Annotated in this window: 20 protein-coding genes; 7 read left to right on the forward strand and 13 right to left on the reverse strand. The window is 66.4% G+C overall.

The annotated features are described in order from the left end of the window. Nucleotides 1-57 precede the first annotated feature (57 nt). Nucleotides 58-3,252 (reverse strand): bifunctional cytochrome P450/NADPH--P450 reductase, encoded by a 3,195-nt coding sequence (locus tag WC729_RS02045; protein ID WP_372849012.1) that lies wholly within the window; start codon nt 3,250-3,252, stop codon nt 58-60. Between the two features lie 146 nt (nt 3,253-3,398). Here WC729_RS02045 and WC729_RS02050 point away from each other — a divergent pair, with 146 nt between their 5' ends. Both WC729_RS02050 and WC729_RS02055 read left to right on the forward strand, forming a co-directional pair. Then, a complete protein-coding gene (locus WC729_RS02050; RefSeq protein WP_372849014.1) occupies nt 3,399-4,544 on the forward strand; it encodes a hypothetical protein in 1,146 nt (381 codons plus the stop codon). A 73-nt stretch (nt 4,545-4,617) separates the two neighbouring features. Next, nucleotides 4,618-5,109 (forward strand): polymer-forming cytoskeletal protein, encoded by a 492-nt coding sequence (locus tag WC729_RS02055; RefSeq protein ID WP_372849016.1) that lies wholly within the window; start codon nt 4,618-4,620, stop codon nt 5,107-5,109. Between the two features lie 64 nt (nt 5,110-5,173). Here the strand turns inward: WC729_RS02055 and WC729_RS02060 are convergent, their stop codons facing one another. Beyond that, the gene (locus WC729_RS02060) at nt 5,174-5,605 is read right to left on the reverse strand and encodes an MAPEG family protein (RefSeq protein WP_372849018.1); all 432 of its coding nucleotides are present in this window, start codon (nt 5,603-5,605) and stop codon (nt 5,174-5,176) included. Nucleotides 5,606-5,678: 73 nt separating this feature from the next. Between WC729_RS02060 and WC729_RS02065 the strand changes: the two genes are divergently transcribed. Then, on the forward strand, nt 5,679-6,134 hold the full coding sequence (locus WC729_RS02065) for a GFA family protein (RefSeq protein WP_372849020.1): 456 nt from the start codon (nt 5,679-5,681) through the stop codon (nt 6,132-6,134). A gap of 4 nt (nt 6,135-6,138) precedes the next feature. Here the strand turns inward: WC729_RS02065 and WC729_RS02070 are convergent, their stop codons facing one another. Together WC729_RS02070 and WC729_RS02075 are read right to left on the reverse strand one after the other, a co-directional pair. Further along, nucleotides 6,139-6,483 carry a hypothetical protein gene (locus tag WC729_RS02070; RefSeq protein ID WP_372849022.1) on the reverse strand — a complete coding sequence of 115 codons (345 nt, stop codon included), beginning with the start codon at nt 6,481-6,483 and terminating at the stop codon, nt 6,139-6,141. A gap of 81 nt (nt 6,484-6,564) precedes the next feature. After that, nucleotides 6,565-7,440 carry a polysaccharide deacetylase family protein gene (locus WC729_RS02075; RefSeq protein WP_372849024.1) on the reverse strand — a complete coding sequence of 292 codons (876 nt, stop codon included), beginning with the start codon at nt 7,438-7,440 and terminating at the stop codon, nt 6,565-6,567. A 124-nt stretch (nt 7,441-7,564) separates the two neighbouring features. Between WC729_RS02075 and WC729_RS02080 the strand changes: the two genes are divergently transcribed. Continuing rightward, nucleotides 7,565-8,464, forward strand: coding sequence for a LysR family transcriptional regulator (locus WC729_RS02080; protein ID WP_372849026.1), 900 nt, complete (start codon nt 7,565-7,567; stop codon nt 8,462-8,464). Nucleotides 8,465-8,480: 16 nt separating this feature from the next. Here WC729_RS02080 and WC729_RS02085 read toward each other — a convergent pair whose 3' ends face one another. Next, nucleotides 8,481-9,104, reverse strand: coding sequence for a hypothetical protein (locus tag WC729_RS02085; RefSeq protein ID WP_372849028.1), 624 nt, complete (start codon nt 9,102-9,104; stop codon nt 8,481-8,483). 28 nt (nt 9,105-9,132) lie between these two features. Here WC729_RS02085 and WC729_RS02090 point away from each other — a divergent pair, with 28 nt between their 5' ends. Beyond that, nucleotides 9,133-9,717: a TetR/AcrR family transcriptional regulator gene (locus tag WC729_RS02090; protein WP_372849030.1), complete on the forward strand. Its 585-nt coding sequence runs from the start codon at nt 9,133-9,135 to the stop codon at nt 9,715-9,717. A 175-nt stretch (nt 9,718-9,892) separates the two neighbouring features. Here WC729_RS02090 and WC729_RS02095 read toward each other — a convergent pair whose 3' ends face one another. From WC729_RS02095 to WC729_RS02120, 6 genes are read right to left on the reverse strand one after another with little or no spacing between them, the layout of a single operon-like run. After that, entirely contained in the window at nt 9,893-11,308 is a 1,416-nt protein-coding gene (locus WC729_RS02095) for a hypothetical protein (RefSeq protein ID WP_372849032.1), read from the reverse strand. Beyond that, entirely contained in the window at nt 11,308-12,702 is a 1,395-nt protein-coding gene (gene lpdA, locus WC729_RS02100; RefSeq protein ID WP_372849034.1) for a dihydrolipoyl dehydrogenase, read from the reverse strand. Before lpdA ends, WC729_RS02095 begins: the two co-directional genes overlap by 1 nt. Continuing rightward, nucleotides 12,695-13,213 (reverse strand): endonuclease domain-containing protein, encoded by a 519-nt coding sequence (locus WC729_RS02105; RefSeq protein WP_372849036.1) that lies wholly within the window; start codon nt 13,211-13,213, stop codon nt 12,695-12,697. Before WC729_RS02105 ends, lpdA begins: the two co-directional genes overlap by 8 nt. Beyond that, nucleotides 13,210-13,590, reverse strand: coding sequence for an acyl-CoA thioesterase (locus WC729_RS02110; RefSeq protein WP_372849038.1), 381 nt, complete (start codon nt 13,588-13,590; stop codon nt 13,210-13,212). Before WC729_RS02110 ends, WC729_RS02105 begins: the two co-directional genes overlap by 4 nt. Next, the gene (locus WC729_RS02115; RefSeq protein WP_372849040.1) at nt 13,583-13,807 is read right to left on the reverse strand and encodes a hypothetical protein; all 225 of its coding nucleotides are present in this window, start codon (nt 13,805-13,807) and stop codon (nt 13,583-13,585) included. The genes WC729_RS02110 and WC729_RS02115 overlap by 8 nt, the downstream gene beginning before the upstream one ends. A gap of 7 nt (nt 13,808-13,814) precedes the next feature. Then, complete coding sequence (locus tag WC729_RS02120) at nt 13,815-15,107, reverse strand: pyruvate dehydrogenase complex dihydrolipoamide acetyltransferase (protein ID WP_372849042.1); 1,293 nt, start codon at nt 15,105-15,107, stop codon at nt 13,815-13,817. Between the two features lie 173 nt (nt 15,108-15,280). Between WC729_RS02120 and WC729_RS02125 the strand changes: the two genes are divergently transcribed. Together WC729_RS02125 and WC729_RS02130 are read left to right on the forward strand one after the other, a co-directional pair. Then, nucleotides 15,281-15,736 carry a universal stress protein gene (locus WC729_RS02125; protein WP_372849044.1) on the forward strand — a complete coding sequence of 152 codons (456 nt, stop codon included), beginning with the start codon at nt 15,281-15,283 and terminating at the stop codon, nt 15,734-15,736. Between the two features lie 157 nt (nt 15,737-15,893). Then, entirely contained in the window at nt 15,894-17,180 is a 1,287-nt protein-coding gene (locus tag WC729_RS02130) for a M20/M25/M40 family metallo-hydrolase (protein ID WP_372849046.1), read from the forward strand. A 353-nt stretch (nt 17,181-17,533) separates the two neighbouring features. Here the strand turns inward: WC729_RS02130 and WC729_RS02135 are convergent, their stop codons facing one another. Both WC729_RS02135 and WC729_RS02140 read right to left on the reverse strand, forming a co-directional pair. Then, complete coding sequence (locus WC729_RS02135; RefSeq protein WP_372849048.1) at nt 17,534-18,637, reverse strand: RcnB family protein; 1,104 nt, start codon at nt 18,635-18,637, stop codon at nt 17,534-17,536. Between the two features lie 131 nt (nt 18,638-18,768). Then, complete coding sequence (locus WC729_RS02140; RefSeq protein WP_372849050.1) at nt 18,769-19,254, reverse strand: GAF domain-containing protein; 486 nt, start codon at nt 19,252-19,254, stop codon at nt 18,769-18,771. Nucleotides 19,255-19,318: the final 64 nt, after the last annotated feature.

Below are 19,318 nucleotides of genomic sequence, written 5' to 3' on the forward strand. Positions count from 1 at the left end.
CCCCTCCACCACGCGCTGAAGAAGCGCGCGGTCCCCCTCCCCGTGCCGGGGAGGATCTCACTTCCCAAACCCGAACACATCCTGGTGGAAGCGTCCGTCCTCGATCAGTTCCTCGAGCCATTCCGAGCCTTGCGCATGCTCGTCGCCGGCCTGCTGCATCTGGATGCGGATCAACGTGTCGCGCACGGCGGGCGCCATGAAGCGGCCGTCGCCGCACAGGAATATCTGCGCGCCCGCGCTGAGCGCGGCCCAGACGCGGTCCTGTTCGGCCCAGAGCGCGTCCTGGACGAATTTCCATGGGTGGCTCTCGACGGCGGAGAAGGCGAGATACGGGTCGATCACCCCGTCCCTGGCCCAGCCTTCGATCTCGTCGCGACAGAACCAGTCGTGGTCGGGATGGCGGCAGCCGAAGAAGAGCAGGCTGGTCGCGATATCTTCGCCCGCAGCCTTCTGCGCAGCGCGCTCCTGGATGAAGCCGCGCAAGGGGGCGAAGCCGGTGCCGGGGCCGATCAGGATCATCGGCACGCTCGGATCAGCGGGCGGCGCGAAAGGCGGATTGGGGCGGCGGACATAGCCGAACACCTGATCGCCCGGCGCGACGCCTTGCATATAGCCCGAGGCGAAACCGCGATGCTCGCCCAGGCCGGACCAGGCCGGCGCGGCCATGGTGCCGACGATCAGCTCCGCGACATCGGGCGAGACCCGCGGGCTCGAGGCGATCGAATAGAAGCGCGGCGAAATCGCTGCCGACAACTCGACCATGGAATCGAGCGAGAGCTCTGCAGCAGGATGCCGGTCGAGCAGGTCGAGCAGGGTCAGGCGCTTGCTCCCGACCTCGGCATCGAAGGCTTCTTCCAGTCGGGCGAGTTCCCGCTTCGTGTTGGGGCAGCGGGTCTGTCCCGCGATCACCGACAGCGCGCGTTTGGGCAGCGGGTCGGACAGCTCGACGAAATCGGTGAGCAATTGCCGCACTGTCACCGTCTGGCCGAGCGGGAGATGGCGGAAGCGACCGCCCTGCCCGTCCACCCGCAGCTGAGTCGAGCCCTTCAGGCCAAGCCGGTCGATCGCACGCTCGACCAGGTCGGGGCGGTTGTGGGCGTAGACCGCGATGTGATCGCCGGTGTGGTAGTGCTGGCCGTGCGGCAGGCGGATGCGGATGAAGCGGGTCGAGGGGCGCGGCGGCTCCTTCGCGAAATCCCACAGGCCGTCGGCCGGCCGGATCATCTCGTCATTGCCGACGATCTCGAGTTGCTGGGCATGTTCCGGCAAGGCGGCGGCGCGGGCGGCCGAGGTGTCGACCGGCTGGAGCGACAGGGTCGAGACGGATTCGCTGGGCGCCGCGTCGCTGCCCAGCGCCTTCCACAGATCGCGCACGAAACCGGCAACCGCGCCGTCGAAATCACCCTGCCCGTCCGCCTCGGCGCGGGGCAGCAGGCGGGTCGCGCCGGTCGCCTCGATCGCGGCGTCGATCCGCTTGGGGAATATCTGGTAGTTGGGCCATTGGCTGTTGCCGATGCCGAGCACCGCGAAGCGCGCGCCAGTCCAGTCGGCGCCCTCGAACGCGCCGGTATCGAGCGCCTTCTCCACCGCCAGCGCGGTATCGGGCGCGCGGCCGTTATAGGTGGCGGTGACGATGACGATCACCTTGTCCTCGGGCGCCGCGCCACCCTTGAAGCTGTCGTCCATCGAGCGGACGATCGTCTCGAAGCCGTCCAGATTGGCGCGCTCGGCGATCTCCTCGGCGATGTCGCGCGCCGTGCCGAGGCTCGAGCCGTACAGCACCGCGAATCGCTGGCCGGTGCCGGAGACCGAGGCGACGGGCGCTTCCTCCACCCGCTCCTCTGCAGGGGCGACGCTCAGCCGCTCATGCGGTGCGCGGAGCCGGACGCGCATGTAGAATTCGTCCGGCTTGATCGACAGCGTCTCCTTGATCCGCAGCTTGTAGGAATGCGGATCGCTGATCGCGAATTTCTGGAGCAGCATGGCCAACGCGAGCTTCGCCTCCACCATGGCGAACTGGCGGCCGATACAGGCGCGCTCGCCATTGCCGAACGGCTTGTAGGCATGCGGGTGCCGTGCGGCCTCCGCCTCGGGCAGCCAGCGATCGATGTCGAACTCTTCCGGGTCAGCCCAGACGCCGGGATCGCGGTGCAGGCCGGGCGAGAAGACGTTGATCGGCCGATCCTTGCGCATCGCCCATTTGCCGCCGATCTCCGTGTCCTCGAACGGCGCCACACTGAAGGCGGGTGCGGTCGGCCAGAGGCGCATCGCTTCCTTCAGGATCCGCTCGATCACTTCGAGCTTCACCACGTCGGTATAGTCGGGGCGCTTGTCGCCGGGCAGGACGCGGTCGACCTCGGCATAGGCCCGGGCCAGCACATGCGGGTGGCGGAGCAGCAGGTGCTGCGAAAAGCTGAGCAGGCCCGAGGTCGTCTCATGCCCGGCGATCAGGAAGGTCAGCACCTGATAGCGGATATTGATGTCGTCCAGGCCCTCGCCCGTCTCCGGATCGACCGCGCTCAGCATCAGGTTGAGCAGGTCCTTCCCGTCGTTTGGATGGAGGCGACGCTCGGCGATGATGCCGTCGACCAGCGCGTTCATCTCGGCGATATCGGCCTCATATTGCCGCATCGCCTTCTTGGCGAAGCGCTGCTGGATCGGCAGCCGGGTGATCATGTTGAGCGATTCGCCGAGCGCCCGGCCGAGCGCTTCGAGGAAGCTGTCCAGTTCCTCCTTCTCGAAGCTGTTGAAGCGGTGACCGAAGCCCGCGACCGCGATGGAGTCGAGCGTGAAGCGGGTCATATCGTCGGCGACGAGCACGTCAGTGCCGGAGAGCCGCGACCATTTGCCGACCAGCTGGTCCGCCACCTCGAGCATCATGTCGAAATAGCCGCGCATCGCGCGCTGGCTGAAGGCGGGGAGCAGGATGCGGTGCGCCTTGCCCCAGTTCGGTTCCTCGCTGAACGCGGTGAACAAGCCGTCGCCGGCGAACTTGCGCACCACGCGCAGGCCCGGCCCGGGCATCTTGCGGAAGCGGGTCTCGTCGCACAGTTCCGCGACGAGATCGGGCGATGTGACGAACAGCCCGATGCGGCTGCCGAACTTGAGCTTGAAGATGCCGTCGGGAAAATCGCGGCTGACGGCGAGGAGGTGGCCGATCAGCCCGGCGCGCGCGATCTGGTGGAGATGCCCGACGACGGGCAAGCCCGGTGGCGACGGAATCACCGGCCGCTCGACCGCAGCTGTCGCCATCCTCCCACCTTTCCCCCGTGTGCCGGGGCGCTTGTCGTTGATCGCAGTGGAACACAGCCGAGGCCTGCACGCAACCGGGGAAGCAGCCGATACAGTCGTCCTTAACGCAGTCTCAACACCCGTTAGGGCAAGGCCGTTGGATGATGATGGTTCGCAAGCCTGCCTCGCCTCTGCCGTCGATCGCGTTGACGCTCGGCGTCGCGCTGGTGATGGCGTGGGTGACGATGCCGACGGTCACCACGGATATGCCGGCCTATCTGCTGCCGTGGTTCGACCATATCGTCGCCACTGGCCCGGTCGCGTCGTTCGAGCAGCCTTTTTCCAACTATGCCCCCGCCTATCTCTATCTGCTGGCGGGGCTCAGCCTGTTGTCCGGCGTGTTGCCGGCGATCGTGCTGATCAAATTGCTTTCGGTCGCAGGAACCGTGGTTCTTGCTCTTGCCGTCCGCCATCTGCTGATCCGGTTCGATGCGCCGCAGCCAGTCCGCGCCGCCGCGCTGGTCTTCGCGATGCCCAGCCTGCTGCTCAACGCGACCCTGCTCGGCCAGTGCGACGCGATGTGGGCGGCGCCCTGCATCATGGGCGTCGCCGCTGCGCTCGATCGGCGGCACGCGACGATGCTCGCCTGGTTCGGACTGGCAGTGGCGTTCAAGGCGCAGGCCGTGCTGGTCGCTCCCTTCTTCCTCGCGCTGCTGATCAAGCGCAAGGTGCCGTTGTGGCTCTGGCCGATTGCACCCGCGGTCACCCTGGCGACCATGGTTCCGGCCTGGGCGGCGGGATGGCCGGCGGCCGATCTCGTCACCATCTACCTCCGCCAGGCGGACACGTTCCAGCTGCTCTCGTTCAATGCGCCCAACATCTGGGCGATCCTGCAGGCGCTGCCGCTGGGCCTGCCGCTGGTCGGCCTCGCCACCGCCGCCGCGATCGGCGGGACGGCGGCCTATATCGCGCGCTTCTCGGCCCAGACGCTCGACAACCGGGCGCTGCTGTCGGCCGCACTGCTGGCGACGTTGGTCACCGCCGGGTTGCTGCCGCGGATGCACGAACGCTATTTCTTCCTGGCCGATGTACTGGCGCTGTGCCTGGCGCTGGTGTGCCGCGACCGGCCCAGCCAGACGATCGCGATCCTGGTTCAGGCGGGATCGACCCTGGCGCTGCTCGGCTATCTCAGCGGCCTTACCGGCTTCGTCACGTTGGGCGCCGCTGCGATGATCGTCGCGACCGTCAAATTGGCCGTTCCGCTGCTCAAACCGGCCGTTAACGACAATCCCCTTATGGCACGGGCGATTTAACGATCGAAGATGCGGCGAAACCGTAACTTATGGTAGTTATCTAACCGATTCGCAGACCGTAACCGGGGATTCAATGTCGATGTTCAACAACAGCAACAAGGGTAGCCGCGATCTGGGTATCTCGCTGCCGCCGGCACCCGCACCCCAGCCTAACGCCGCGGGGAAGCGTGGCATGTTTTCGGTGCTCGGCCCCGACGTCACCATCACCGGCAACGTCACCGCGACGGCCGACCTGCATATCGACGGCCGTGTCGATGGCGACGTGAATTGCGGCAGCATCGTGCAGGGCACGGAAAGCCGCATCAACGGATCGGTCAAGGCCGATGTCGCCCGCCTTGCCGGATCGATCGAGGGTTCGGTCTCGGTCCGTCAGCTCACCATCGAGCGCGCGGCGCGGATCACCGGCGATGTCGAATATGAGACGATCGCGATCGAGAACGGCGCGTCGATCGATGGCCGCCTGAAGCATATCGCGGCCGATGCCGGCGCCCGCAATTTCGAGCGCAGCGCGCCGACCTCTGCGCCGGACATCAGCCTGGTCAGCTCGAACGGCGAAGCCGCCTGATCCTGCCGGGGCGGTCCGCGGGCCGCCCCCTTCCCTACATCCCGATAGTCGCCACCGCATCCTGTTAGCGGGCGGATGCGCTCGCGATGTCGACCGCGAAACCGATCCACATCGCCATCAGCGCGGCGCTGCCCAGCCAATAGACCGGCGCGCGTAGCTGAACCTTGCGCACAACGATGTGGATAAAGCTGTGGAGAACCCGCAGCAGCACGAACGCCCAGGCCAGCGCCACCTGCACATGATTCGCCTGATGCGTGATCATCAACAGCGGCACGATGGCGAAATTGAGCACCGGCATCTCGAACAGATTCCGGAAATTGTTCGCCGGCATCTCGACCGGCTGGAAATAGCGCAATGCCGCCTCGCCACTGGCGAAATCCTCCGCTGTCGGCGGGTTGCTCCGGATGTGGCGCCCGCGTTCCACCGTCAGCCAGAACCAGATGATGACGATCAGCGCGACCAGCGTGAAGGTCGGCCACAGAATCGCGAACGGCATGGCACCCCTCCCCTTGTTGAGACCTTTGTGCCCGTGGCAGGACAGGAGAGTCCAGCACGAACGGGAGACGACAATGGCCGAGATGACCCTGCCGATGGAGGGCGGATGCCGCTGCGGGAAGCTGCGCTTCCGCATCTCCGCGCCGCCGATGCTGACCATGGCGTGCCACTGCACCGGCTGCCAGAAGATGAGCGCCAGCGCCTATTCGCTGAGCGTCGCGGTGCCGAGCGACGGGTTCGAGGTGATCCAGGGCGAGCCGGTGATCGGCGGGCTGCACGGCGACCAGTCCCGCCATCATCATTGCGACTGGTGCAAGAGCTGGGTGTTCACCCGCCTTCCCCCCGAACTGGGCTTCGTCAATGTGCGTGCGACGATGCTCGACGATACGCACGGGTTCGCGCCGTTCGTCGAGACCTATCGCAGCGAGGCATTCCCCTGGGCGGCCACCTCCGCGAAGCACAGTTACGACGCGTTCCCGGACATGGCGGACTATCCGAAGCTGCTCGCCGAATTCGCGCGCGGCGGATAGCCGATCAGGGGGCGATCAGGCGGGTTTCCCCCGGATCCTGCGCGACCGCCTCCTCTTTCGGGGCGAAGCGCGTGTTCCATTTCGGATAGCCCTCGGGTGTCATCTCGATATCGGGAAGGACCACGGGATCCTCCCCGGTCTCGACCCAGCCGGCGCCATGGCAATGATCGCAGATCGCGCGCTTGCAGCGGAAGCTCACCAGATCGATCTCGACATTCCATTGCCCGTGCCCCTTGCAGACCGGGCACAGCGCATCGAGCGTGCCATTGCGGGGCTGAAGCGGGACGATGTCGAACGCGTGGGGGCTGTTCGGCCCCGTACAGGTGACGATCGAGCTGGCGTGAGGCATCGCGTCCGTTCTTCTTTCGGAAAAAAAGCTCCAACGTGCGGCGCGTGCTTCCGCTCCGGTCCCGCCAGGCTGCAGGAGGCGTTACCCGATACCAGCCCTGGAAATCGATGCGATATAGTGATCTGCGATCGCATCGCTCGTCGTGAGCCAGACCCCGTCATGTCCGGCAATATAGGCAAGCGCCCGAGCGAGATAGGGGTGCCGAAACGGCTGGCCCGCGACGAACGGGTGCAAGGCCAGCGCCATCACCTTTCCCGATTCCGCGCTTTCCGCGTAAAGCTGATCGAACTGGTCGACGATCGCCTGATAGAAGGCCTCGCCGGTGAAGCCTTTCGCGACCAGCAGCATGATGTCGTTGAGTTCGACGGCGTAAGGAACCGAATACATGCCGGGTTCGGCCAGCGCGAACGGCTGGTCGTCCGCACACCAATCGAGCACATAGGACAGGCCGAGTTCGCGCAGCAGCCTCGGCGTCTCGAAGGTCTCGGTCAGGCCCGGCCCCATCCAGCCCTGCGGCCTTCGTCCGGTCGCTGCCGCGATCGTCTCCACCACCTCCTCGAGAACCGCCTTTTCCTCATCCTGCGAAAAGCCGTGGTGAAGCGCGGAGTTGGTTTTGCCATGCGCCAGCCAGGCCCAATCGCGCGAGACGCCGGCCTGGATGATCCCGGGATAATGACGGCATACGTCGGAATTCAACAGCACCGAGGGCCGAATGCCCAGCGCATCGAAGATCTCGATCATGCGCCAGATGCCGACGCGGACGCCATAATCGCGCCACCCGTAGTTGAGCGGATCGGGCACGAGATGCGCGGTGCCTCCCCAGATGCTGGTCGAGGGTTTGTCGATTTCGAAATGCTCGATGTTCAGACCGACATAGAAGGCGACGCGCGCGCCGTTCGGCCACTGGATACGGGGCCGGTCGACAATGGGCGAATAGGCATAGGGTAGTGTATCCATCTGACCATCCTTGCGACATTCCGGGAGGGACTCCCGGTTGGTTCGCCCGACGAATGCCCGCTTGATGGATAAATGATAAGAGCGCTACAATTCCGGATACTCGAGATTATTTGTCTGGAATAACATGGACCGGCTGTCGGGATTGGACGCCTTTGTTCAGGCTGCGGAGACGCGGAGCTTCACGATCGCCGCGCAGCGCCTGGGCCTCTCCCCATCGGCGATCGGCAAGGCGATCGCCCGGCTCGAAGCGCGGTTGGGCGTGCGCCTGTTCCATCGTTCGACGCGTTCGGTGGCACTGACGCCTGAAGGAGCGCTGTTTCTCGAACGCTGCCGCCGCGCCATGGGAGAACTGGAAGCCGGCGAAGCGGAACTGGCACAATCGCGCGGGGCGCCGAGCGGGCGGCTTCGAGTCAGCGTTCCCCTGTTGCATGTCTTCTTCATGCCGGCCCTGACCGGCTTCATGGCGGCCTATCCCGACGTCGCGCTCGACATGGATTTCTCGGATCGCCTGGTCGACGTCATCGACGAGGGCTTCGACGTCGTGATCCGCGCGGGCGAAGTGACCGATTCCCGATTGATGAGCCGCGTCCTGGGTGCCTTTCACCTGAAGCTGGTGGCGTCGCCGGCCTATCTGGCGCGGCGCGGCGTGCCCGAGGCGCCGGAGGACCTGGCGGGCCATGCCTGCCTCCTGCACCGGTTCGCCACCAGCCGGACGTTCGAGCACTGGCCGATCACGCGAGACGGAATCGATCTTTTCCCCGATCTTCCCGAGACGGCGATTGCCAACACGATCGACCCGTTGATCGACTGGGCGGAACAGGGCCTGGGCATCGCGTGCCTGCCGGACCTGGCGATTGCCCGCCAGCTTGCCGATGGCAGGTTGAGGGTCGTCCTCGACCCGTTCGTCCGTCATGCGGGGACGTTCCGCTTGCTCTGGCCCGCAAGCCCTCACCCCTCACCCAAATTGCGGGTATTCCTGGAGTTCATGGGCCAGCATCTCTTTGCCGCCGCTCCAGCCCGATAGGGGCTGCCCCCTGTTCTCAGGCCGATCGCGCCTGGCCCGTCGCCACGCCCGCCCTTCTCCTGCGCCTCGCCCAGGCAAGAACGCGCAGCAGCGCGACGAGGCCGATCAGCGACAGCATCGGCACGCCCAGCGCCGGATTGGCGGGCACGCGGCCGAGATAGGAAAAGGCGAAGATGCCTGCGATGACATAACCACCGGTCGCGTGCAGCAGGCGCCAGCGGCGCGGGCCGAGCCTGCGGACCGAGGCGTCGTTCGAGGTGATCGCCATGGCAAAGACGAACAGATAGCCGATGCCGCCACCGATGACGGTCACCATCTTCGTCCCGTGATCGAAGACGAAGATCGCGGTGAGCAAAGCGACGAGATGCACGGTGTGAGTCGCCGCAAAGGCCAGCCCGACCGAGCGGCGGCGGCGGAGCAGAATCGTCCGCCAGCCGCCCGGCCATAGCCGTGCCAGCGCCGAGGCCGACCAGGCCGTGACGAACCACAGGAAGGACGCGCGTGCCGTCAGCCGGGCAGCCGCCGCCGCGCCCTCATAGGTCCACCCGCCATGCGTCAGAAAGGCGCCTGCCACGATGGCGAGCGCGACCAGGGTGGCAAAGCCGATGGCGATCGGCGGCGAGAATGCGGGCCTTGTCATACCGACAGTATGACAACATACCGAGAGTATGGAGTCAACGGCCAATCGCGAAAAACTGGTAGGCGCGGCGCGCGCGCTGTTTGCGGAGCGGGGCTATGCGGCGGTGTCGGTCGACGAGATCGCAGCGCGCGCCGGGCTGACCAAGGGCGCGGTCTATTATCAGTTCAAGGACAAGCGCGACCTGTTCCGCGCGGCCTGCCAGGCAGTGATCGACGAGATCGTCGGCCGTGTGACACGGGGTACGATGGATCATGTCGAGCATAGCGTCGACGAGATCGTGACGGGCAGCGGCATCCTGTTCGACGCCTATGAAGGGCGTGAGGCGCGGCAATTGCTGTTGATCGACGGGCCGGCGGTGCTCGGCATGAGCGCGTGGATCGCGATGCAGAGCCGACTGCGGATCGAGCTTGGCGAGCATGCCCTGCACCATGTCGCCGATGCCGGGCTGATCGAGCGGGAGATGGTGCCGGCGCTTGCGCACCTTCTGTCGGGTGCGTTCCGGCAGGGCGTGCTGCAGATCGCGGCGTCCGACGATCCGGCGGCGACGAGCGCGGCGGTCAGGGCGGCGTATCGAAGGCTGGCGCTGGGGTTGCTGGCGCGGACGGGGGACTGACTGTCGGGCCTGCTGGCCTGCCGCTCATCCTTACCACTGCTTTCCCGGCGAAGGCCGGGATCCAGTTGCGAAGGCGGATGTGATGGCACGCAACGCTACATCATTACTGTCCCCCGACTGGACCCCGGCCTTCGCCGGGGAAGCAGCTTTCGTGGCTTTTATCGCGCTCTGATTTTTAGCCGAGCATGCCCTGATAGGTGCCCGGGCTGCGCGGGAGCGACAGCCTTGCCGCGGTGCCCGCGCCGACGACCGCTATCAGGATCGCCCCACCCAGAATCATCGCCCGGCGCGGCAGCGGTCGCTCGGCGACGAGCAGCACCATCATCAAGGCCACCGCCATCATCGGCCACAGATGATAGCGCAGATCGGAAGCGATGCTGACTACGGCAAAACTCGCCTCGAGCGTCAGCGCCGAGACGGCAAGCGCCAGGGCGAGATCGCGGGGCGGGCTTTTCGGCCGGCCGAGCGCGACCAGAAGGCCGGTCGCAGCGACGACAATCCAGGCGATCGGCCAGCCGAGTGGCGTCTCGACCAGCCAGCCCCCCGCTCGCGCGATGGCCGAGGCGGCGGGGCTTGGCGACACGAGGCCGAGATCGTTCGGTTCGGATCTGCGGGGCGGCGCGGCATCCGGCCTGCCCAGGGGCACCAGCAGGCGATCCGTCGAATTCAAATGCGCGAGGCGGTGTTCGAGATAGGCGATCGGATGGTGCAGGGCCGCCCCGAGCCACAGGGTTACGAGCGTCCGGGCCGGGACGAGGTCGAGCCGCTCGGCGATGCTGCCGCAGCGGCGGTCGTCGCCGAGCGGGTCCCAGAAATAGGGTTGGTAGCAATGGTGCCGTTCGATCAGCGCGCGGTCGGCGGGCGAGAGACCATCGGCGGTGGCGGAGAAATGCGCGATGCCGGCCAGATCGAAGATCGGGAGGGTGCGGGTGACTTTGGTCTCCTCGGCACCGAGCAGACCGTGGTTGATCGGCGGCGTCACCGCGAGCACGGCGAGGACTCCCGCGACGATCGCGAGGCCACGCTGCCACAGGCGCATCGGCCACGGCACAAGCATCACCACCAACGGCACGATCGCGAAAACGGCATTGGCACGGACCAGCGTCGCATAGGCCATCAAGAGGCACACAGCCGCGATGGCCGGGATCGGTATCCGCTTCTCTGCCAGGCGCCACCATCCGACCAGCCCAACGGCGGCGAGCAGCGCGCCGAGCATCTGGGTGTCCTTCAGCACCGCCGCCTGCCATCCGGCGAAGAGCGGCAGCGCACCGATGACGAGCACCGCCACGCCCGCCCGCACCCTGCCCGACCGCGCGAGTGCCGCCGCAAGCAGGCCGAGGCCGAGCCAGTAGAGCGCGATCTGCACCACGAACATCGGGGCCGCACCCGGGCCAAGCAGGTGCAGCACCGCCCAGAACCGCGCCATGATGGGCGGATGCCAGTCGAGATAGACCCCGCTCAGGACCTGCCGGTACTGCTCGACCGAATCATATTCGACCACGCCCGGCCACCACAGGACGAGCGCGGCGAGGCAGAGAAAAGCCGCTCCCGCCCCAACGATCGTCGCGGCGCGGGCGGACCTTGCCTCCACTAGATGTGGATCACCTTGCCGTACGCGCCAAGCACGCTCTCGTGCATCATCTCGCTGAGCGTCGGGTGGGCGAACACCGTTTCCATCAGCTCGGCTTCGGTCGTCTCGAGCTGGCGGGCGATGACATAGCCCTGGATCAGCTCGGTCACTTCGGCGCCGACCATGTGCGCGCCAAGCAGCTCCCCGGTCTTGGCGTCGAATACCGTCTTCACGAAACCCTCGGCCTCGCCCAGCGCGATCGCCTTGCCGTTGCCGATGAAGGGGAATTTGCCGACCTTTACCTCATGCCCGGCCTCCTTGGCCTTGGCCTCGGTAAAGCCGACCGACGCGACCTGGGGCCGCGAATAGGTGCAGCCCGGGATGTTCCAGGTCTCGAACGGATGCGGCTTCTCGCCGGCGATCGCCTCGACGCAGACCACGCCTTCATGGCTCGCCTTGTGTGCCAGCCAGGGCGGACCGGTGACGTCGCCGATCGCGTAGATGCCCTCGACATTGGTGCGGGCATAGCCGTCCGTGACGATATGCCCGCGATCGGTCTTCACGCCGAGCGCTTCGAGGCCGATATTTTCGGTGTTGGGCACGATGCCGATCGCGACGATGGCGTGGCTGAACTCCTCGGTGGTAACCGTGCCATCCTTGCCCTTGATCTTCGCGGTCACGCCGTTCGCGCCCGGGGTCAGGCCCTCGATGCCGGCGCCGGTGACGATCTTGATCTTCTGCTTGGTCAGCGCCTTTTCCATGAAGGTGGAGACTTCCTCGTCCTCGACGGGGAGTATGCGCGGGAGCATTTCGACGATGGTCACCTCGGCGCCCATATCGTTGTAGAAGCTGGCGAACTCGACGCCGATCGCGCCCGAGCCGATGACGAGCAGCTTGGTCGGCATCTCTTCCGGCACCATGGCGTGGCGATAGGTCCAGACGCGCTTGCCGTCGGCCTTGGCGAAAGGCAGGTCGCGGGCGCGGGCGCCGGTGGCGATGATGATGTTCTTGGCTTCGAGCTCGCTCGTCTTGTCGCCCTGCTTGACGCTGAGCTTGCCCTTGGCGGTGATGGTGCCGGTGCCCTCGTAGACGGTCACCTTGTTCTTCTTCATCAAGCCCTTCACGCCCGCGTTGAGCTGGCCCGCGACCTTGCGCGAGCGCTCGACGATCTTCGTCAGGTCGAAGCCGGGATTCTCGACCTTCAGGCCGTAATCGGCGGCGTGGCTCATATAGTGATAGATTTCCGACGTGCGCAGCAGCGCCTTGGTCGGAATGCAGCCCCAGTTGAGGCAGATGCCGCCGAGCCGTTCGCGCTCGACGATCGCGGTCTTGAGCCCGAGCTGCGCCGCGCGGATCGCCGCGACATAACCGCCGGGGCCCGAACCGAGGATGATGAGATCGAAACTGTCAGCCACGTGGTAGATCCTTCTTCTCCCTCCCCCCTTGCGGGGGAGGGCTGGGGAGAGGGGTCGGAGACGAAACCGGCCCGACGCCGGTTTCGTCTCCTTCGAGCGCAACGAGGATGGACGTAAGAACGCCCTCCGGATTCTTCAGTATGTCGTTGTTCCAGAAGCGCAGGAGGCGGAAATCCTGCGATCTCAGCCAGTCGTCGCGACGCGAATCATAGGCATTCTCGACATGCTGCGATCCGTCCGCCTCCACAATCAATCGTTCAGCGAAACATATGAAGTCGACGATGTAAGGGTCGATCGGCTGCTGCCGTTTGAACTTCCAGCCGGCCAGCCGCTTGTTGCGGAGGACCTGCCAAAGCGCACGTTCCGCCTCCGTCGGGTTGGTGCGCATATGCTTGGCGTTGCCAAGCGCGCTCGACTTCGTCGAGCGCCCCCCTCTCCCTCCCAACGCTTCGCGTTGGGCCCCTCCCTCCCCCGCGAGGGGGGAGGGGAAAGAGGAGGTCGTGCCGCTCATGCGGCCAGCGCCTTGGGTCTGCCGTCCTTGCCCATCGATACCAGAATATAGGTGCCCCGTGCCGCGCGCGCAGTGCTCTCGCCGTGGCGGTCGCGCCGCCAGACATCGACTGCGACCGTCATCGACGTGGTGCCGGTCGACACGATCTCGGCATGGAAGGACACTTCGTCGCCGATCGTGACCGGCGTGATAAAGCTGAAACCGTCAGCCGCGACGACCGGCGCGTGCCCGCCGCATCGGCGCGAGGCGATCGATCCGGCAGCCAGCGCCATCTGGCCCATGAGCCAGCCGACGAAGATGAAGCCATAAGGATTCGCATCGGCCGCCATCGCGGTCGCGCGGATGACCGGCTCAGTCGCGGGGCGCCCCTCAGCCATTGGCGCGGGGCTGGCCGTGCTTCGCCTCCTGATCGGCACACCAGGCGAGCCTGAGCGGTCGAATGCCCATGAACACGACAACCGCGATCACGACATAGGCGACGTCCCAGATCGCGCCCGCCGATTTCGGCACACCCCAGGCCGCGGCCGAGGCAAGCAAGGCCGTGCCGACCACGCCGGCGGCGATATGCAGCAATTCGTAGAGAGTCCGCTTCACGCCGCCCTCACGCGACCATGCCCAGCGGGTTCTCCACGAGCGCCTTGAACGCTTGCATCAGCTGCGCGCCGTCGGCGCCATCGATCGCGCGGTGATCGAAGCTGCCGGTCGCCGACATGATGGTCGCGACGCCTAATGCATCGTCGATGATCCACGGGCGCTTCTCGCCCGCGCCGATCGCCATGATCATGCCCTGGGGCGGATTGATCACCGCCTCGAACTGCTTGATGCCGAACATGCCCATGTTGCTGAGGCTCGCGGTCCCGCCCTGATATTCCTCGGGCTTCAGCTTGTTGTCGCGGGCGCGCGTCGCGAGATCCTTCATCTGCTCGGAGATGGCGGCGAGGCCCTTGGTGTCGGCCTCCGCGATGATCGGGGTGATCAGGCCCGAGGGCGTCGAGACCGCGACCGAGATGTCGGCGCGCTGGAAGGTGATGAGCTGATCCGGCGTGAACATGACGTTGCACTTGGGCACCTGCATCAGGCTGACGCCCAAGGCCTTGATCAGCAGGTCGTTGACCGAGAGCTTCACGCCCCGCGCTTCGAGCGCCGCGTTGAATTCGCTGCGCAGCTTCAGCAGCTTGTCGAGGCGGATGTCGACGGTGAGGTAGATGTGCGGCACCGTCTGCTTGGATTCGGTAAGGCGGCGCGCGATCGTCTTGCGGATGTTCGAGAGCTTCTCCGCGGTATGCGGGATATCCGGAACGACCGCCGGCTTGGCGGATGCTGGCGCGGTGGCGGCCGGCGCGGCGCCTTCAGCCGCGGGTGCGGCAGCGGCGGGCGCTGCACCGGGCTTGGCGCCTTCGACATCCGCCTTGACGATACGGCCGTTCGGGCCGGAACCAGCGAGTGCCGACAGCTCGACGCCCTTTTCGGCGGCGATGCGGCGCGCGAGCGGGCTTGCCTTGACGCGGTCGCCCGAGGCGGGCGCGAGGGCGGCGGCGGGCTTGGCCGCCTCGGCGGCGGGAACGGGTGCCGCTTCCGACTTCGGAGCTTCGGCCTTGGGTTCTTCCTTTGGCGCGGCTGCCTTGGGGGCGGGTGCCGAGTCGGCGCTCTCGCCCTCCGCGAGCAGGGTGGCGATGACGGTGCCGACCTTCACGTTATCGGTGCCCTCGGCGACCAGGATCTTGCCGATCGTGCCTTCATCGACGGCTTCGAATTCCATCGTCGCCTTGTCGGTCTCGATCTCGGCCATCAGGTCGCCCGACTTGACGATATCGCCTTCCTTCACGAGCCACTTCGCCAGCGTGCCCTCTTCCATGGTGGGCGACAATGCAGGCATTTTGATCTCGATCGACATGGGGAGGCTTTCCTCTAACCGAATCCGTAGCGGCCCGTTCCCTTCGCGCCCGACGCGGGCGGGGTCAAGACCGGCGCGCGTCGAACATGGGTGCACTTGCGCAAAACCCCCAGCCGCTCTTGCGCATAATCAAGCTCCGGCCCAGTTAGCGGGAAGAGGGGAGCCTGACCGCCATGCGCATCTATCTGGTCGTGATCGACGAGAATCCGGAAAGCGAGATCGCGCTGCGCTTCGCGGCCCGGCGCGCGGTGAAGACCGGCGGCGGTGTCGAGATCCTGACCCTGATCGCGCCGGCGGAGTTCGTCGCGTTCGGCGGCGTGCAGGCGACGATAGAGGACGAGGCGCGCATCCATGCCGAGGCGCTGGTCGCCGGCGCAGCGGGGACCCTGCTGGAGGAATCGGGGCTGCGGCCATCGATCACCGTGCGGCAGGGCGACGGGCCGAAGATCATTCGCGAGATGATCGCCGAGAATGCCGACATCGCGGCCCTGGTGCTGGGCGCTGCCGCGAGCGGTCCGCCGGGGCCGATGGTGGCGCATTTCGCTGGCGCCGATGCGGGGGCGTTGCCGATTCCGTTGATGATCATTCCGGGGTCGCTGAGTCGCGAGGCGATCGATCGGTTGAGTTGATTCTTCTTCGTTACCCGGACCTGTTCCGGGCCCATCGTTCCGCACACGCAACGACGGTGGCGCTGGCGGAAGCATGGATGCCGGAACAAGTCCGGCAGGACGGATTGGCATGACGGAGGGGGTTGAAGGCAGCCGCCGTCCCCGCCACCATCGCGCCATGCACCGCCTCGCCCCCCTCGCCGCCCTTGTGTTCGCCACCCCCGCCGCCGCGCAGGACGCGCCCGACCCAGTTCGCCTCAAGGCAACGGTCGAGAAGCTCGTCAGCTTCGGCACCCGCCACAGCCTCTCCTCCACCGACGATCCTGCCCGCGGCATCGGCGCTGCACGGACCTGGGCGGCGGGCGAACTGACACGGATTTCCGACGCATGCGGCGGGTGCATCACCAGCGCCAATATCGCGCGGACCTTCACCGGGCCGCGCGCGCCGAACGGAGTGGAGATCGTCGACGTGCTGGGCTTCCAGGAGGGGATCGAGCCGCGCCGGGTGATCATCATCGGCGCGCATATCGACAGCCGCGTGACTGACGCGATGAACGCGACCGCCGATGCGCCGGGCGCGAACGACAATGGCTCCGGCGTCGCGCTGGTGCTCGAGGCAGCGCGTATCCTGTCGAAGCAGAAATTCCGCGCGACGATCGTCTATGCGCTCTTCTCGGGCGAAGAGCAGGGGCTGTGGGGCGGCACCTTGCTGGCCGAGACGGCCAAGCAGAAGAACTGGGTCGTCTCCGCGATGCTCAACAACGACATCGTCGGCAACACGATCGGCGAGGGCGGCGTGCGCGTGGCCGACCGGGTCCGTGTGTTTTCCGAAGGGATCGGCGCGGCGGAGGACCTGCCGACCTTGCAGAAGCGCCGGCAGAATGGCGGCGAGGATGACGGCCCGTCGCGCGCGCTGGCCAAGGCAGTCGATGGGATTGCCGGCAGGATCAAGGGTGGAATCGACGTGTTCGTCGACCGGCGGCCCGATCGCTTCGGGCGCGGCGGCGACCATAGCCCGTTCCTGGCGCTCGGCTATCCGGCGATCCGCTTCACCGTCGCGGCGGAGAACTGGAAGGGGCAGCACCAGGATGTCCGGGTCGAGAACGGAATCGCCTATGGCGACACGGCCGACAAGATGGACTTCGCCTATCTGGCCAAGGTGACGGCGATCAACGTGGCGACGATCCGCCGGCTTGCCGCCGCCCCGGCCGCGCCGTCGGACGTGACAATATCGGGAGCGCTGGGGTACGACACGACGGTCAAATGGCAGCCGGTCGAGGGCGCAGCGGGCTATCGCATCCGCTGGCGACGGAGCGATGCGCAGGACTGGCAGAAGGCGGTCGATCTTCCCGCGACGGCGGTGACGGACGTGCTGAAGGGCGTGCCGGTCGACGACAATTTCGTCGGCGTCTCAGCGCTTGGACCGGACGGCGCGGAGAGCCTGGTAACCTTCGCCGGGCCCTGACGCTGGTGTCCCGCGCCTATCACCGCTTGGGATTGCCGTTTTTAGGCTAAGTATCTAATATATAACAAATATCACACGAACCTTCCCCTGAGGTGCCGGCGGGAGATATGGGACAAGTGGTGTCCCATATCTCCCGCCGCTCGCCCCCACAGCCCCGTTACCGGCGGTGATTCAACCATGACACATGGTCTGGCATGTCAGACCTTCCGGCGTGTCCGGCTCGCTCTTTCTTATTGTCGGAACGCTCGATGCTCCGGAATCAGAGGAGGGCGAGTCCCCCCGGCTCGCCCTCACTCCCCGCGCGCGGCGCGGGCCCCATCCTCCCGTTTCGGGGAGGGGTGATCAGGTCGGCCTCAATTGCAGAGGCAGCGAACCTTCGACTTGGGCCGCCAGGTCCGCTTCGGCGCCTTGTAGACGCGCCGGGCCGACTGGTAGCTGGTTTCGACATATTCGGTTGTCGTAGTGGTGACGACCGGCGCCGTCTGGACGGTGACCGTGGTGGTGGTCACCGGCGGATACCAATAGCCGCCGCTGACATAGCCGCCCGCGCCGCCGCTGGAATAGGTCTGGGTATAGCCGTTCTGCACCATCTGCGGCGGCGGGCCCTGGGTGTACTGGACAGGCGGTGGCGCATAGCCGGCGCCGTAACCGCCGCCGCCGCCACCGGCCGCTGCGGCATAGCCGTAGCCAGCCTCGGCCTGGGCACTACCGCCGCCATAGGCATAGTCTTCGCCGTACCCGTAGCTATCGTCGTAGGAATCCCAATCGATCCCATTGACGGAATCATACACGCGACCGCGCGAGTCGGTCAGGACGGCGTCGTCGTAATAGCGCGTCCAGTTATAGCCATAGGGCGGGGTCGACAGGCCGTAGGTTCCAAAATCGCTGATGAAGAAACTCGGCGCGATCCAGTAGCGCGGGAGCGTCCAGCCGCGGTTGGGCCGGCGATAGGCCTTCCAGCCCCCGGGCGCGTTGCTGCCGCCATACCAGCGACCGCCGACCGAATTGCCCCAGCGATGCTGGCCTTGGCCATGCTGGTTGTAGCCGGGGCGCGGGCCGGCATTGTAGCCGCCGCCGGTGTGCACCGGCGGCCGTACGCCGCCAGGGGAGCCGGGGCGCGGACCTGAATTATACCCGCCGCCGGTATGCGCCGGAGGCATATTGCCGCCCCGCCACTGACCGTTGCCGCGCCACTGGCCACCGCCGGACCATTGCCCGTTGCGGGGCGGGTTCGACATGCGCGGCGGCGTGTTCATCTGGGGCGGGTTGGGCAAAACCCTCGGCGGCGGGTTGTTCGACACCGGGCCAGGGCCCCAGGTGACGCCGGGGCCGCGATTGAAGCTGGGCGGATTGGGCGAAACCGTCGCGGGCGGGACGATGCGGCCGTGCTGCCAGACCTGGCCATTGGACAGAGTGCGCTGTGCTGCGGCCGGAGTCGCGGAGATCGCGGTAACCATTGCAAGGCCTGCGATCACTAGGGTCCGCATGGTAAACACCTCTTCTAAGGGCAGGACATCGCCCGATGATTAAGAGATTGCTTACCAAATTGCCGCGTTTTCGGCGAGTCAGACTCCTGTCCCGAAACGGATCATTGCGCGATACGGGGCGCCAACAGCCGCACCAGCGCCTCGCAACCCGCCGCATCCTCGGCATCGAACCGCGCTTCTTCCGGGCTGTCGAGATCGAGTACGCCGATCAGCCGGCCGTCATGGACGATCGGCACGACCAGCTCGGACCGGCTCGCCGCGTCGCAGGCGATATGGCCGGGAAAGGCATGGACGTCCTCGACCAGCTGAGTCTCGAGGCTGGCGGCGGCGGCACCGCAAACGCCGGCGCCGATCGCGATGCGGATGCAGGCGACCTTACCCTGGAAGGGCCCGAGCACCAACTCGCCGCCGACCAGGCGGTAGAAGCCGGCCCAGTTGAGGTCGGGTAGATATTGCCAGATCAGCGCCGCGGCGTTCGCCATGTTGGCGATCGCATCCGGCTCGTCAGCGGTGAGCGCGTCGAGCGCGGCTTCGAGATCGCGATAGAGATCGGCCTTGGAGCCGGCGGAGATGTCGAACTGGTACACGCGTCTTCCTTCGTCTGCGCGTGCGAGATGAGGCCGGTTGGTGCCGTGCGCAAGCATCGGATTG

Source organism: Sphingomonas sp. (assembly GCF_041661825.1).
Lineage (GTDB): Bacteria > Pseudomonadota > Alphaproteobacteria > Sphingomonadales > Sphingomonadaceae > Sphingomonas.

Excerpts from the sequence above, each read along its gene's own strand:
- WC729_RS02110 (WP_372849038.1), bottom strand. The coding sequence starts at position 13,590 with ATGGCTGAGGGGCGCCCCGCGACTGAGCCGGTCATCCGCGCGACCGCG.
- WC729_RS02090 (WP_372849030.1), top strand. The coding sequence starts at position 9,133 with ATGGAGTCAACGGCCAATCGCGAAAAACTGGTAGGCGCGGCGCGCGCG.
- WC729_RS02120 (WP_372849042.1), bottom strand. The coding sequence starts at position 15,107 with ATGTCGATCGAGATCAAAATGCCTGCATTGTCGCCCACCATGGAAGAG.
- WC729_RS02070 (WP_372849022.1), bottom strand. The coding sequence starts at position 6,483 with ATGCCTCACGCCAGCTCGATCGTCACCTGTACGGGGCCGAACAGCCCC.
- WC729_RS02080 (WP_372849026.1), top strand. The coding sequence starts at position 7,565 with ATGGACCGGCTGTCGGGATTGGACGCCTTTGTTCAGGCTGCGGAGACG.
- WC729_RS02065 (WP_372849020.1), top strand. The coding sequence starts at position 5,679 with ATGGCCGAGATGACCCTGCCGATGGAGGGCGGATGCCGCTGCGGGAAG.
- WC729_RS02135 (WP_372849048.1), bottom strand. The coding sequence starts at position 18,637 with ATGGTTACCGCGATCTCCGCGACTCCGGCCGCAGCACAGCGCACTCTG.
- WC729_RS02125 (WP_372849044.1), top strand. The coding sequence starts at position 15,281 with ATGCGCATCTATCTGGTCGTGATCGACGAGAATCCGGAAAGCGAGATC.
- WC729_RS02105 (WP_372849036.1), bottom strand. The coding sequence starts at position 13,213 with ATGAGCGGCACGACCTCCTCTTTCCCCTCCCCCCTCGCGGGGGAGGGA.
- WC729_RS02060 (WP_372849018.1), bottom strand. The coding sequence starts at position 5,605 with ATGCCGTTCGCGATTCTGTGGCCGACCTTCACGCTGGTCGCGCTGATC.
- WC729_RS02075 (WP_372849024.1), bottom strand. The coding sequence starts at position 7,440 with ATGGATACACTACCCTATGCCTATTCGCCCATTGTCGACCGGCCCCGT.
- WC729_RS02045 (WP_372849012.1), bottom strand. The coding sequence starts at position 3,252 with ATGGCGACAGCTGCGGTCGAGCGGCCGGTGATTCCGTCGCCACCGGGC.
- WC729_RS02055 (WP_372849016.1), top strand. The coding sequence starts at position 4,618 with ATGTCGATGTTCAACAACAGCAACAAGGGTAGCCGCGATCTGGGTATC.
- WC729_RS02130 (WP_372849046.1), top strand. The coding sequence starts at position 15,894 with ATGCACCGCCTCGCCCCCCTCGCCGCCCTTGTGTTCGCCACCCCCGCC.
- WC729_RS02085 (WP_372849028.1), bottom strand. The coding sequence starts at position 9,104 with ATGACAAGGCCCGCATTCTCGCCGCCGATCGCCATCGGCTTTGCCACC.
- WC729_RS02050 (WP_372849014.1), top strand. The coding sequence starts at position 3,399 with ATGGTTCGCAAGCCTGCCTCGCCTCTGCCGTCGATCGCGTTGACGCTC.